This is a genomic window from Yimella lutea, from assembly GCF_006715095.1.
Taxonomy (GTDB): Bacteria; Actinomycetota; Actinomycetes; order Actinomycetales; family Dermatophilaceae; genus Yimella; species Yimella lutea.
On the sequence record NZ_VFMO01000001.1, the window covers coordinates 1,379,847 to 1,392,435 of the forward strand.

The window sequence follows — 12,589 nt, forward strand, 5'->3', positions numbered from 1 at the left end:
CCTCAATTCGCAGAACCCGATTCGGAATGCGAACGCAGCACACAGAACTGATTGCCTTCCGGGTCGGCCAGCGTGACCCACCCGCTGCCGCTTCCGTGGATGCCGCGTCGGTCGGCCACGAAGCCCGCTCCTCGGCCGATCAGCCACTCCACCTCGTCGTCGCGGGAACGTTCAAGCGGGCGGACGTCGAGATGGATCCGCTTGGCCGGTAGTTCCTCGTCGGGCACCTCGATGAACAACAGTCGCTGACCGGACTCGGGGTGCTCGATCATGCATTCTTCGTGACCGGGCTCGTTGGGGTCACCGGGGATGTCCCGGAAGCCCAGCGTCTGCCGCCACCACGTCGAAAGGGCGTAGGCGTCGTGGCAATCGATCGTCAGGTGCGAGATGAATACCGTCATGCGATGACTCTGCCGCTCAGGAGTTCCGCGCGCACATGAGTTTCCGCGGCAATGGGCAGGTCTCCCCATGGCTGCGGGGGAGCCGATGCCGTGGCTTGCGTGTCCCACCTCCGGTTCAGATCGACGGGGTCAAGGGTCCTCGTCACCACGAGGAGCGAGGACACCATGCGAGTTCAGCAGCGAACCGAGCGCACCAGGAACACCGTCGGTCGGGCGTTCGTCGTCGGATTCACGGCCGCGGCGGTCTTCGGTGGAACCGGGCTAGCCCTTTCGGCGGCGTCGGCCGACTCCGGGCAGGTCACTTGCTCGAGCTCGACCGCTGTCGCCGAGCGGCCCACGCTTCGGTTGCAGGACGAGGGTAGTTGCGTGACGCAGGCGCAGCGCCGTCTGCAGGTGCACGGAGCGTTCGTCACCGACGCTCCGCTCGACGGCGAGTTCGGCGCCTCCACCGAAGCTGCGGTGCGTGCGTTCCAGCTGGAATCCGGACTCGAGATCGACGGGGTGATCGGATCGAAGACCTGGGCCGCGTTGGCCGCCGACTCCGTTCCGGCTGCGGCGCAACCCCCGTCCGGACAGGGAACAGCGGGCGGTTACGACAAGTACCGCTGTGGCAACGCCGGCGACAAGGTGCTCCTTGTCTTCGACGACTACTCACCGACCTCCGAGAACTTCCGCGCCCTCGTCGACTCGGCGAAGGACAACAACATCGGTATCGGAGTCGCTCCCAGCGGGAACGCGGTCGGGGACAAGGGAGTCGACGTCGACTATGCCCGCGACAAGGGCATGTTCGTGATTGACCACGGCTACGAACACAAGGACATGACCAAGCTGTCGGACGAGGAGATCGCACAACAGATCTCCCGCCCGGGCATCGAGAGCAATTTCGTGCGTCCGCCGTACGGCGCACACGACGACCGCGTCGAAGCGGTGTTCGCCAAGCACGGTAAGCGCAACTGCATGTGGAACCTCGACCCCGAGGATTGGAACAACAAGTCGCCGATGCAGGCAGCCGACGAGATCATCGCCCGAGCCCAACCCGGCAGCACGGTCGTGGTCCATCTCAACCACATGGGCACCGACACGAGCACCTTGCCGGCGATCAAGGCGGGTCTCAGCGAGCGAGGCCTGCAGATGTGTACGCCGTGGACGAAGACGACACCCCAGCAGATGCCCGACAGCTACTGCTCCTGAATCGAGTAATCGCGCGCAGTGACCGGCAACGAGCGTGGCGGGGATCGGGGCACACCCTGCGTCCGCCTAGGATTGAGCTCATGTGTGGAATCGTCGGTTACTACGGTCCGGGCGGCAGCGAAGCCGTCCTGCGCAAGATGAACGACTGCCAGGTGCACCGCGGACCGGACGGTGAGGGCAGCTTCATCGAAGGCCCCGTCGGTCTGGGCCACCGGCGGTTGTCGATCATCGATGTGGCGCACGGTCAGCAGCCGATGCAGACCGCCGACGGGCGCTACACGATCGCCTACAACGGTGAGGTCTACAACTACCTCGACCTACGCACCGAACTCGAAGCGCTCGGCCACACCTTCACCACCGACTCCGACACCGAGGTCGTCCTGCAGGCCTTCGCCGAGTGGGGCGGCGACGCGTTCGACAGGTTCAACGGCATGTGGGGCCTGGCGATCTGGGACGCCCAGGAGCAGCGGCTGACGCTGTCCCGCGACCACTTCGGCATCAAGCCGGTCTACCTGGCCCAGGTCGGCGACACCCTGCTGTTCTCCTCGGAGATCAAGTCGATTTTGGCCAGCGGCCTGTACACCAAGGCCGTCAACGAACGCTCCCTCTACCGCTACCTGCGCTTCCGCATCCACGAGGACGGCCGCGAGACCTTCTTCGCCGGCATCGATCGCCTCGAGCCGAGCGAGATGCTGACCGTGGACGCCTCCGGTGTCGAGCGCCGGATGTTCACCCGGTTGCGTGAAGAACTCGCCGAGCTGGGTAAGCAGCAGCGTCCGTACGACGACGCCGCCGCGGCCGAGTACAAGGAGCGGTTATTCGAGTCGGTGCGCCTGCGCCTGCAGTCCGAGGTGCCGGTCGGCACGTCCCTGTCCGGTGGGCTCGACTCCTCCGCCGTCGCCGTCATCATCAACCAGTTGCTCAATCAGGGCGATGCGACCACCAAGTCGGTCGGTGCACGCCAGAACACCTTCTCGGCGGTGTTTCCAGGTTCGGCGAACGACGAGGAGAAGTACGTCGACGCGGTGCTCGACATCTGCGAGGGGCAGGTCGACTCGCACAAGATCCTGCCGACGGCCGATGAGTTCAAGCAGGATCTGCTCGACTTCATCCGTACCCAGGAGGAGCCGCTGATCTCCTCCGGGCCGTACGCACAGTTCCAGGTGATGCGCGAGGCGACCAACCACGTCACCGTCCTGCTCGACGGTCAGGGCGCCGACGAGATGATGGCCGGTTACATCCCGTACTACTTCGTCTACCTGCGCCAGCTCAAGGCCCAGGGCAAGAAGGATGCCGCGCTCGAACTGTCCAAGAGCCTCGACGTTCTCTACCGCCTGGGTCGGTTCAAGCTGCAGGACAAGATCAAGCGCAAGAAGGTCATCCCGGCCACGGCGTTCATGAACTCGGAGTTCTCCTCGAAGTACGCGGGGGAGAAGTTCGCGACCGAAGGCAACAACCTCAAGTTGAGGTTGATCGAAGACCTGTTCCACAACTCGCTGCCCTCGTTGTTGCGCTACGAGGACAAGAACACCATGCGCTTCTCGCTCGAGGGACGCGTGCCGTTCCTGGACAAGGAGGTCGTGAAGTTCATCTTCAGCCTGTCCGACGAGGCGATCATCAAGGACGGCTGGAACAAGCGTGTGCTGCGTGACGCGACCCGCGGGCTCCTCCCGGAGATGATCAACCGCCGCCGCAACAAGATCGGTTTCACCACTCCGCAGGGCGAGTGGTTCATGCGGCTGAAGAACTACTTCTACAACATCTTCCTGTCCGAGGAGTTCGCGAACCGTCCCTATTTCGACCAGAACGAGGTGCTGCACGCCTTCGAGGGTTGGATCAAGGGCACCAACGGCGTGGACTCGATGACTTTCTGGCGTCTGCTCAACGTCGAGTTGTGGCTGCGCGAGTTCTTCGACGACAAGCCCGAGGTGATCGACGAGGGTCCGGTACGGATCAAGACCGACCTCGAGCCGAACGCCGACAAGCAGCTCGCGCTCACCACGAGCCTGGGCGAGCAGGTGACCCGCTACCCCCTGCGTAGCGAACTGGTCGACAAGGACACCGATCTCGACCCGTTCGTGATGGAGCACATCGATCGCTTCTTCGCCACGCTCGGCGCCGACGAAGAGCACTCGCAGGCGATGGTAGGCAAGCAGTGGTACTTCTTCATCTCCGAGAAGATCATCGCGATCACTCAGGGTCGCTCGTACTTCATCTGGGACATCAACGTCGGACGGCCGGCGCGGGTGCTGTCGAAGTACGTGACCCGCACGCCCGCAGGTATCGGCCTGGGCTCGCCGTTCACCATGCAGTTGGCCATCCAGGAAGCGGGCCTGCCGCGCGTCCTGTACGCCAGCGCCGGTGGCGCGGTCGGCAAGGTGCTGGGCAAGAAGGGCCTGTTCTACGAACTCGTGGGCAATGACATCCGGGCGATCGACGGACCGACGGAGTACTCCGCCTACCCCTCGAACGTCTCGGCGAAGTTGGCACCGAAGGACCCCGATGAGGTTGCCGCTCGGCTGTCCGAGCAGATCCGCTCGCGTGTGCCGCAGGCCTACCGCGACACCTTCGGCGGAACGATCGTCATGGACGCCAACGACATCGGCCGCAACGTTCTCGGGTCCGACGTCCCGGGCGACCAGGGCCGCTTCGAGGAGATGTTCGCCGACAACCCGCTCGGGCAGGGGTCGGAGCAGACTCCGATGGCGATCGTCGTCGTCGACTGACCCCACCCCGTAGGTCACCCCGCAAGGTCACCCGGTAGGCCGGACGCCCGTCGTCGCAGTGTGCGGATGGCCGGTAGACTTCCCTCAACCCCAGCCGTACCTCCCAGGAGATCGTCCACGTGAGCACCCTCAACGTCCAGCTCGTCGCCGCCGACCGCAAGGTCTGGGAGGGCGAAGCCTCGGCGCTCTACGCGCGTACCGTCGAGGGCGAGCTCGGCATCCTGCCCGACCACACGCCCCTGTTGTCGGTTCTTGCCGAGTCCGGCGAGGTGCGGATCGAACCGGTGAGCGGTTCGCGCATGGTGGTCACCGTCGACGGCGGATTCATCTCGGTCGACCACAACTCGGTCACCGTCGTTTCCGACGCGATCGACGCCTCCGGCCTGGACGCCTGAGAAAGACGGCTTTGGGCGACGTCCTGCTCACCGCGGAGGTCGTCCTCGGTGTGCTCTTCGCGCTCCCCATAGCCTTCGTCTGTTGGGTGATCGTCCGACGTTGGTTGATCACCAAGGACCACCTGATGATCCTCATGGCTCGCCGCCGTGGGGATTTTTGGGTGATGGGCATGACGCGAACCCAGGCTGCGTCGATCGAGTGGTTCCCGGTGCTCGGGATCGGCCTCACACCCGGCTGGACGGTGCGACGTGAGGACGCCGAGTTCGGTCCGCCTCTGGCCGCGGAGAAGGTGCCGTCGGTGATCCAGGAGCCGGTGCTCGTCGACTGCACGGTCGGCGGCGAGGTGCACCGTCTTGCGATCAGCCGCGGCGACTACACCCAGCTGCGGTCGTGGTCGGAATCGTCCCCGCCCGGCTTCAACTCGGGGCGCTACTAGGCGCTACCAGCAACTGCGGGATCTCGAGCTTCGTCGCCCTGCGCGGTTCGGTCAGCGTTCGCCGCCCGGCACCCACAGCACATCCCCACCTACGTCCACGTTGGCGTACCGCGCCAGCACGAACAGTAGATCGCTGAGCCGGTTGAGATAGGCGGCGGTCAAGGGGTTCACTCCACCGCTGCCCTTCGCCGATCCGGCCGGTGCCTCGTCCGTGCCGTACGTCTCTATCGCAGCCCAGGTGGACCGCTCCGCCCGGCGGACCACCGTCCGACTCACATGCAGGTGCGCTGCACCCGCGCTGCCCCCGGGCAGGATGAACGAGCGGAGCGTCTCCAATCCCTCGTTGTAGCGATCGATGTCCTGCTCCAACTGGTCGACCCAGTCCTGCTTGACGCGCAGCGGCGGGTACTCCGGATCGGCGACCAGCGGGGAGCAGAGGTCGGCGCCCACGTCGAACAGATCGTTCTGGACGCGGAAGAGAGTCTTGTCGACAGCTTCCCCGAGGTCGCCGCAGGCCACCGCGACTCCGATCGAACTGTTGGCCTCGTCGGTGTCGGCGTAGGCCGCCAGTCGCGGGTCGGTCTTGCTGGTGCGGCTGAAGTCGCCGAGGGCCGTCGTGCCCTTGTCGCCGGTGCGGGTGTAGATGCGGCTGAGGATGACCATGGCCCGATCGTGCCATGCCTCGCCTCGGGCGGGAGTTGCTCGGTCGTTCGACCAGGATTCGGCGCCGAAGTAATATCACATACGTGATGAAACCGTGACCCCACCCTGGTGTGAATTCCACCGAAGCGGTGGCCTAATGGACGCACAGACACCGCACCTTGGGAACTTGGGGGTTCCAATGTCGGACTTCGTGGCCCGATCCACTCGTCCTCACCGCTACAAGAGTGTGCCCGGATTCGAGGTCCATCAGGTCCTCCCGGGCACCGAACTCGCGGTCATCGGCGAGCTCAACGTCAACACCATCTCGGTCGTCCGCGACGCGCTGAGCGCCGCCATCGATTCCGGGGAGGGTGAATTGCGGGTTCGGCTGCACGGAGCCGAGGTGATCGATGCGGCCGGACTCGGCGTGCTGGTCGGCGCGGATCGCCGGGCGGCGAAAGCTGGTCGCCATCTGGTGCTGACGGATGTGTCGCCCCGTCTCGACCGGGTCATCCGCAGCACGAAGCTCAGTCGCGTGTTGACCTGGACGACGCCTCCGGTCGCCGCAACCGCCTGACGCTCAACCGACCGCGGTTGCCGAAGCGCGTCGCGGATCGGCTGCCGCCTGCAGGTCACCGTCGGGGCGACGCTTGGCCGCGGCCACTCCGCCGAAGTACATCGCGTGGCGGGCATGCCCCACGTGCGGTGCGTCGATCCGTGCGGCGGCAGCTTCCAGCGCTTCGTCCGGTTCGGTCTCCAGTCGGATCGAGCGAGACGAGAAGTCGACGCTGACATGTGCACGCGGTGCGTTGATCGCGTCCTGCAGCGCGACATCGGACAGGCAGTGGGCAGCGAGTACCTGCATGAGGGCGGTCGTGATGCGGTCGGCGCCCGGACTCCCGATGGCAAGCATCGCGCCGTCGTCGTCCTGCCCGGTGGTCGGCGCCATGTTGGATGCGAGCCGGGTGCCGGGAGCCACCGCATGAATCCCTCGGCGGTTCAGTTCCGGCTCGCCCAGGCAGTTGTTCAGCACGAGTCCGGTGCCGGGCACGGTGACGCCGGAGGAGTACCCGGCGGACGACGTCAGTGCGCACGCGTTGCCTCGACTGTCGACCGCACTCACGTGAGCGGTGTCCGTCGACGTGGGCAAGGTGGCCAGGTCATTGCCTTCCAAGGCGCGCAACAGGTCGGCCCCGGCGATCTCGAGATCCGCGGCGGCATCCAGGCTGCGGGCCCGATAGGTCAACACCTCGCGCTGCACCTGCAGCACGTCGTCCGCGGTGGCCCCGCGTCGCTGGATCAGGCGAAGCATGGTGGCCAGGACCGGCCCGCCGATCGAGGGTGGGGGATTGGTAGCGAGCCGCCACGGTCCGACCCGGTCGACCGTCGCCGGACGCACCCGCGCCTCGTAAGCCGAGAGGTCCCCCAGCGTGATGAGCCCGTCGTTCGCCTGGAGATGATCGGCCACCCGGCGTCCGAGATCCCCGCCGTAGAGCAGCGAAAACCCTTCTGAAGCAAGCAGATCCAGGGTGTCGGCGAGTTCCGGCACAGTGAGCATCGTGCCCACGGTCGCCGGGTGATCGCCGACGAAATGTGCCTTCCGGGTCTGCGGGTCGAATCCGTAGAGCGCCTGGCCGACGATTCCGAGGTAGCTCGCCGCAGCGGCGCCGAGCCGGAAACCGCGGCGTCCGATCTCGATCGCCGGAGCCATGATGTCGGCCCACGATGCACGCCCGTGCCGGGCATGGGCCTCCTCGAAGGCCTTGAACGATCCTGGGGTCGCTACGGAGCCGGCGCCCGCGTAGATCGTGATGCCGCCTCCGTAGTCGAGATCGATCTCGCGCAGGCCACCGCCGAAGCGGGTGCTCGGCAGGCCGCGCCCGGGCATCTCGCAGTTGCCGTCAACGACGATCGGGTCGCCGCCGTCCGGCCAGATGTTCACGAACGCTCCACCCAGCGCAGAGACGATTCCGGGTTCGCTGACGTAGGTGACAAGCATCGCCGCGATGGCAGCGTCCACGGCCGTGCCGCCGAGGTGGATGAGATCGAGACCGGCCTGCGCCGCCAGTGCATTGGGTGCGGCCACGGCGCCGCCGCGGCCCCGGAAGAGCTCGTCCTCGGCCATCAGAACAACCGGGAGTCGGCGTCGTCGATACCGCGAAGCGCATCGTAATCCAGTGTCACGCAACGGATTCCACGATCCTGAGCGAGCGTACGAGCCTGCGGCTTGATGAGCTGCGCAGCGAAAACACCCTCGACGGGCGCCAGCACCGGATCACGGTTCAGCAGTTCGAGGTAGCGGGTCAACTGCTCGACGCCGTCGATGTCGCCCCGACGCTTGATCTCGACGGCCACGGTTGCACCGTCGGCATTACGGCACATGATGTCGACCGGCCCGATCGCGGTCATGTACTCACGTCGGATCAGCGTGTATCCGTCGCCGAGCGTGGTGATGTGCTGAGCCAGCAGTTCCTGCAGCTGCGCCTCCACACCGTCCTTCCGCAGGCCCGGGTCGATGCCCAGGTCGTGGCTGGTGTCGTGCAGCACCTCGTACAGGCGCACGCGCAGGTTGTCCTCGCTCTTGGCGTGCTGGACGAACCACACCTTGTCGACACCTTCGGTGCGCTCGTCGTCCGTCGGATCGAGTTCGACCAACGAGCACGGGGGAGTCATCCAGTTCAACGGCTTGTAGGAGCCACCGTCGCTGTGCACCAGCACGGAGCCGTCAGCCTTGACCATCAGCAGGCGGGTGGCCATCGGCAGGTGGGCGGTCAGGCGTCCGCCGTAATCGACGCTGCATCGGGCAATCACAACTCGCACCGGGGCAGCCTAATGCGGACGGTGACCGGCTCGATCGGGCAGACCGCGGTCTGGGAGACTTCGGGGCATGACGCAGCAGATCAAGTCGGTGGGTGTGATCGGCCTCGGCACCATGGGTGCGGGCATCGTCGAAGTCTTCGTGAAGGCGGGCATTCCCGTCGTCGCGGTCGACGGCACGAAGGAACTCGCGCAGCGGGGCAAGGGCTTCCTGACCGGCTCGCTGGATCGCCAGATCAAACGCGGCAAGCTGGACGAGGCGGGGCGGGACGAGATCGTCTCGCGTGCAACCTTCAGCGATCGACTGAGCGACCTGGCCGACGTCGATCTGGTCATTGAGGCGGTGCCGGAGCGCCTGGAGATCAAGACCTCGATCTTCACCGAGCTCGACGGGATCGTCCGGCCCGATGCGGTGCTGGCGACGAATACCTCGAGTCTGTCGATCACGCAGATCGCTGCTGCGACCGAGCACCCCGAGCGCGTCATCGGCATGCACTTCTTCAACCCCGCGCCGGTGCTTGCTCTGGTCGAGGTGATCACCACGATCCTGGTCGACCAGAAGTTGGTCGAGGCCGTCCGTGACCTCGCCGTCACCCTCGGCAAGAAGCCCGTCGTCGTCGGTGACCGGGCAGGGTTCGTGGCCAACGCGCTGCTGATCACCTACCTGGCCCGTGCGATCCGCACCTACGAGACCGGTCACGTCAGGCGCGAGGACCTCGACGACGCCGCCCGGATCGGCATCGGTTTCCCGATGGGTCCGCTCACCCTGTCCGACCTCATCGGCCTCGACGTCGTCAAGGAGGTCTGCGACGTCCTGTACGACGCCACCAAGGAGCCGTCCGCCGCTCCGCCCGCTCTGCTGCAGCAGATGGTCGCCGCAGGTCGCCTCGGTCGCAAGACCGGCCATGGGTTCTACCAGTACGAGAAGGCCGGTTCGGGCGCTGTCGTCGACGCGCCCGAGCCCGTTTCCACGCCGAAGGGTGCCTCTAAGGTCGCGGTCATCGGCGAGGGCGCCGTCGCCGACGAACTGGTGCGCGTGCTCGACGAGGGTGGCGTGCAGGCTCTCGCCTACGGGTCGTCCTCGGACGAGCTGCCCGAATCGGTCGACCTGGCGTTCCTGGTCGGCAGTGGCTTGACCGACTGCGCGTGCGGCCCGGAGGGCTGTGCCGGCGGGGAGTGCGAGTCGCACGAGGAAGGCGCGGCCTGGTTCGGGGATCTCGTCGAGGGGCTGTCGGAGGGCACCGTGGTCGCCGTGCTCGACGAGGACGCCGAGTTCCACGCGGCCGGGAGCATCGCGCAGGACGTGCGCCCGGTCGTCGTCCGACTGCATGCGGCCACCAAGGCCGGTCAGGTCGTCGAGATCGGGCGGTCGGGTGAGCAGAGTGCCGTGGACCTGGTCCACGGCACCCTCGCTGCTGCCGGCCTGCGCACGATGGTCGCCCGCGACCGTGCCGGCCTGGTCGTCGACGCGCTGCTGTTGCCGCATCTGAACGACGCGGTCAAGATGGTCGACTCCGGTTACGCGAGCGTCGCCGATGTCGACACCGCGATGACCGCAGGGTGCGGCTACCCGCAGGGTCCGTTCGCCTACATCGACCAGATGGGCGCGGACGCGGTGCTCTTGGGCCTGCTGCGGATGTACGACGAGACCCGCGAGCCGGGCCTGAGCCCCTCACCGTTGTTCGACGAGCAGATGATGAGCGGTCGCGACTTCACGGACACGTCGGCCTGACGTGCCCCGGCGCAACCACCGCAAGGATCGGCCCGAGCGGCCGGACCTGTCCCGGTTGCTCGACGTCGGCATCCGGATCGACAGCTACCTCGGTCAGCGGTGGAACGTGCGGTCGGTGCGCGGCAACAGCAACGGCCGGGTGTATGTGTGTCCGGGCTGTCAGCAGCAGTTGAGCAGTGCCCTCGCGCATGTGGTGGTGTGGCCGGCCGAAGGGCTCGGTGATCTCACCGACCGGCGGCACTGGCACACGCCGTGCTGGGCGGCGCGGGACCGGCGTCCACCGAAGGGATCGTGGCGCTGAGCAGTCCCCGGTGTTGAGCATCGTGATGGCGAGGGCGATGAAGGCCAGTGTTCTGCGGTCCATGCGCCGAGGATGACCTGTTACCTACTGGTACACGGTGAACGCCACCCGCAAGTCTGTAGAAAACGCGGGTCGACGCGTGCGCGCTGCGGACGCTCAGTGGGACGTGTGCTCGACGAGTTCGACCAGCACGCCACCGGCATCCTTCGGATGGATGAAGTTGATCCGCGATCCGGCTGTGCCACGGTGTGGCTCGTCGTAGAGCAACCGAAGCCCCTTGTCCCGCAAGGCTTTCGAGGCAGCTTCGACGTCCTTGACGGTGTAGGCCATCTGCTGGATACCCGGGCCGGAACGATCCAGGAACTTGCCGATGCTGGAGTCGGGGGACAATGGCGCGAGCAACTGGATGTGCGCGTGCGGCGCCTGAGGGTCGCCGACGGTCATCATCGCTTCGCGGACGCCCTGTTCCTCGTTGGTCTCCTCGTGAGCGAGGGTCATCCCGTAGGTGTCTCGGTAGAACTCGATCGCGGCGTCGAGGTCGGGCACCGCGATCCCGACATGGTCGATGGCTTCGAACAGAGGCGACGGCAGCGAATTCATGGCTCCAGACTATGGTGGAAATCACGGCTCGGAGGCCTGATTGCGCCGAGCCGGCAAGGCGCAGCTGACGCGAACGCCTCATCCATCAACGTCGCTGGAAGTGAACTCGAATGACTGCTGTTGACGACGCTCGTACGCCGGTCCTCGTCGCCGGTGCCCGTACCCCCATGGGCCGGTTGCTCGGCTCGTTGAAGGACTTCTCCGGATCCGACCTGGGCGGTTTGGCGATCAAGGGTGCGCTGGACAAGGCCGGTGTGTCCGGTGACCAGGTGCAGTACGTGATCATGGGCCAGGTCCTGACCGCCGGCGCCGGTCAGATGCCGGCTCGTCAGGCCGCAGCCAAGGGTGGCATCCCGCTGACCGTGCCCTCGCTGACGATCAACAAGGTCTGCCTGTCGGGTGTCGACGCCATCGCGCTCGCAGCACAGCTGATCCGCGCGGGCGAGTTCGACACCGTCGTCGCGGGCGGCCAGGAGTCCATGAGCCAGGCGCCCCATTTGCTGACCAAGAGCCGCGAGGGCTTCAAGTACGGCGACGTCGCGATGAAGGACCACATGGCCTACGACGGTCTGTGGGACGTGCTGACCGACCAGGCGATGGGCAACCTGACCGAGTCGGCCAACACCGCCGACCAGGAGTTCTCCCGCGCCGAGCAGGACGCGTTCTCCGCGCGCAGCCACCAGCTCGCCGCCAAGGCCTGGAAGGACGGCTTGTTCGACGACGAGGTCGTCACCGTCTCGATCCCGCAGCGCAAGGGCGACCCGATCGAGTTCAAGAACGACGAAGGTGTTCGCGCCGACACCACCGAGGACTCACTGTCCAAGCTGCGTCCGGCGTTCAGCAAGGACGGCACGATCACGGCCGGATCGGCCTCGCAGATCTCGGACGGCGCCTGCGCCGTCGTCGTGATGAGCAAGGCGAGGGCCCAGGAGCTCGGTGTGAAGTGGCTGGCCGAGATCGGTGCTCACGGCGTCGTCGCCGGTCCCGACTCCACCCTGCAGGCGCAGCCCGCCAACGCGATCAAGGTCGCGTGTGAGAAGGAGGGCATCGCGCCGTCCGACCTCGACCTCATCGAGATCAACGAGGCGTTCGCCGCGGTCGGTCTCGCGTCCACCAAGCAGCTCGGTCTGGACGCCGACAAGGTCAACGTCAACGGCGGCGCGATCGCCATGGGTCACCCGATCGGCATGTCCGGCGCGCGTATCTACCTGCACCTGGCGCTCGAACTCGCCCGTCGGGGCGGTGGCGTCGGTGTGGCCGCCCTCTGTGGCGGCGGCGGACAGGGCGACGCCCTGCTTGTCCGCGTCCCGAAGGCCTGAGTTTCGCTGCGGGACAAGAGGATTCGTC

General features: G+C 66.4%; 13 protein-coding genes. 8 read left to right on the plus strand and 5 right to left on the minus strand.

Annotation, left to right across the window (positions count from 1 at the left end; all coding sequences use genetic code 11):
• Positions 1–2: 2 nt before the first annotated feature.
• Positions 3–401 (minus strand): VOC family protein, encoded by a 399-nt coding sequence (locus FB459_RS06565; protein ID WP_141927881.1) that lies wholly within the window; start codon positions 399–401, stop codon positions 3–5.
• Positions 402–566: 165 nt separating this feature from the next.
• Here FB459_RS06565 and FB459_RS06570 point away from each other — a divergent pair, with 165 nt between their 5' ends.
• The 4 genes from FB459_RS06570 to FB459_RS06585 all read left to right on the plus strand — a co-directional run bounded on the left by FB459_RS06570 (position 567) and on the right by FB459_RS06585 (position 5,150).
• The gene (locus FB459_RS06570; RefSeq protein WP_170221756.1) at positions 567–1,592 is read left to right on the plus strand and encodes a peptidoglycan-binding protein; all 1,026 of its coding nucleotides are present in this window, start codon (positions 567–569) and stop codon (positions 1,590–1,592) included.
• Positions 1,593–1,672: 80 nt separating this feature from the next.
• A complete protein-coding gene (gene asnB / locus FB459_RS06575; protein WP_141927883.1) occupies positions 1,673–4,318 on the plus strand; it encodes an asparagine synthase (glutamine-hydrolyzing) in 2,646 nt (881 codons plus the stop codon).
• 119 nt (positions 4,319–4,437) lie between these two features.
• Positions 4,438–4,713 carry a F0F1 ATP synthase subunit epsilon gene (locus FB459_RS06580; RefSeq protein WP_141927884.1) on the plus strand — a complete coding sequence of 92 codons (276 nt, stop codon included), beginning with the start codon at positions 4,438–4,440 and terminating at the stop codon, positions 4,711–4,713.
• An 11-nt stretch (positions 4,714–4,724) separates the two neighbouring features.
• On the plus strand, positions 4,725–5,150 hold the full coding sequence (locus FB459_RS06585; protein WP_170221757.1) for a DUF2550 family protein: 426 nt from the start codon (positions 4,725–4,727) through the stop codon (positions 5,148–5,150).
• 51 nt (positions 5,151–5,201) lie between these two features.
• Here the strand turns inward: FB459_RS06585 and FB459_RS06590 are convergent, their stop codons facing one another.
• Complete coding sequence (locus FB459_RS06590; protein ID WP_141927885.1) at positions 5,202–5,813, minus strand: cob(I)yrinic acid a,c-diamide adenosyltransferase; 612 nt, start codon at positions 5,811–5,813, stop codon at positions 5,202–5,204.
• Positions 5,814–6,003: 190 nt separating this feature from the next.
• On the opposite strand from FB459_RS06590, the gene FB459_RS06595 reads away from it, so the two are divergent.
• Positions 6,004–6,369, plus strand: a complete 366-nt coding sequence (locus FB459_RS06595) for an STAS domain-containing protein (RefSeq protein WP_211345146.1) — start codon at positions 6,004–6,006, stop codon at positions 6,367–6,369.
• A 3-nt stretch (positions 6,370–6,372) separates the two neighbouring features.
• Here FB459_RS06595 and FB459_RS06600 read toward each other — a convergent pair whose 3' ends face one another.
• A complete protein-coding gene (locus FB459_RS06600) occupies positions 6,373–7,917 on the minus strand; it encodes a gamma-glutamyltransferase (protein WP_141927887.1) in 1,545 nt (514 codons plus the stop codon).
• Positions 7,917–8,612, minus strand: a complete 696-nt coding sequence (gene nucS, locus FB459_RS06605) for an endonuclease NucS (RefSeq protein ID WP_141927888.1) — start codon at positions 8,610–8,612, stop codon at positions 7,917–7,919. The genes FB459_RS06600 and nucS overlap by 1 nt, the downstream gene beginning before the upstream one ends.
• Before the next feature lie 67 nt (positions 8,613–8,679).
• On the opposite strand from nucS, the gene FB459_RS06610 reads away from it, so the two are divergent.
• Together FB459_RS06610 and FB459_RS06615 are read left to right on the plus strand one after the other, a co-directional pair.
• Positions 8,680–10,341, plus strand: a complete 1,662-nt coding sequence (locus tag FB459_RS06610) for a 3-hydroxyacyl-CoA dehydrogenase family protein (protein ID WP_141927889.1) — start codon at positions 8,680–8,682, stop codon at positions 10,339–10,341.
• A 1-nt stretch (position 10,342) separates the two neighbouring features.
• Positions 10,343–10,642 carry a hypothetical protein gene (locus FB459_RS06615; protein WP_141927890.1) on the plus strand — a complete coding sequence of 100 codons (300 nt, stop codon included), beginning with the start codon at positions 10,343–10,345 and terminating at the stop codon, positions 10,640–10,642.
• Between the two features lie 156 nt (positions 10,643–10,798).
• Here the strand turns inward: FB459_RS06615 and mce are convergent, their stop codons facing one another.
• Positions 10,799–11,242: a methylmalonyl-CoA epimerase gene (gene mce, locus FB459_RS06620; protein WP_141927891.1), complete on the minus strand. Its 444-nt coding sequence runs from the start codon at positions 11,240–11,242 to the stop codon at positions 10,799–10,801.
• A 110-nt stretch (positions 11,243–11,352) separates the two neighbouring features.
• Between mce and FB459_RS06625 the strand changes: the two genes are divergently transcribed.
• Positions 11,353–12,561 carry an acetyl-CoA C-acetyltransferase gene (locus FB459_RS06625; RefSeq protein ID WP_141927892.1) on the plus strand — a complete coding sequence of 403 codons (1,209 nt, stop codon included), beginning with the start codon at positions 11,353–11,355 and terminating at the stop codon, positions 12,559–12,561.
• Positions 12,562–12,589 lie beyond the last annotated feature (28 nt).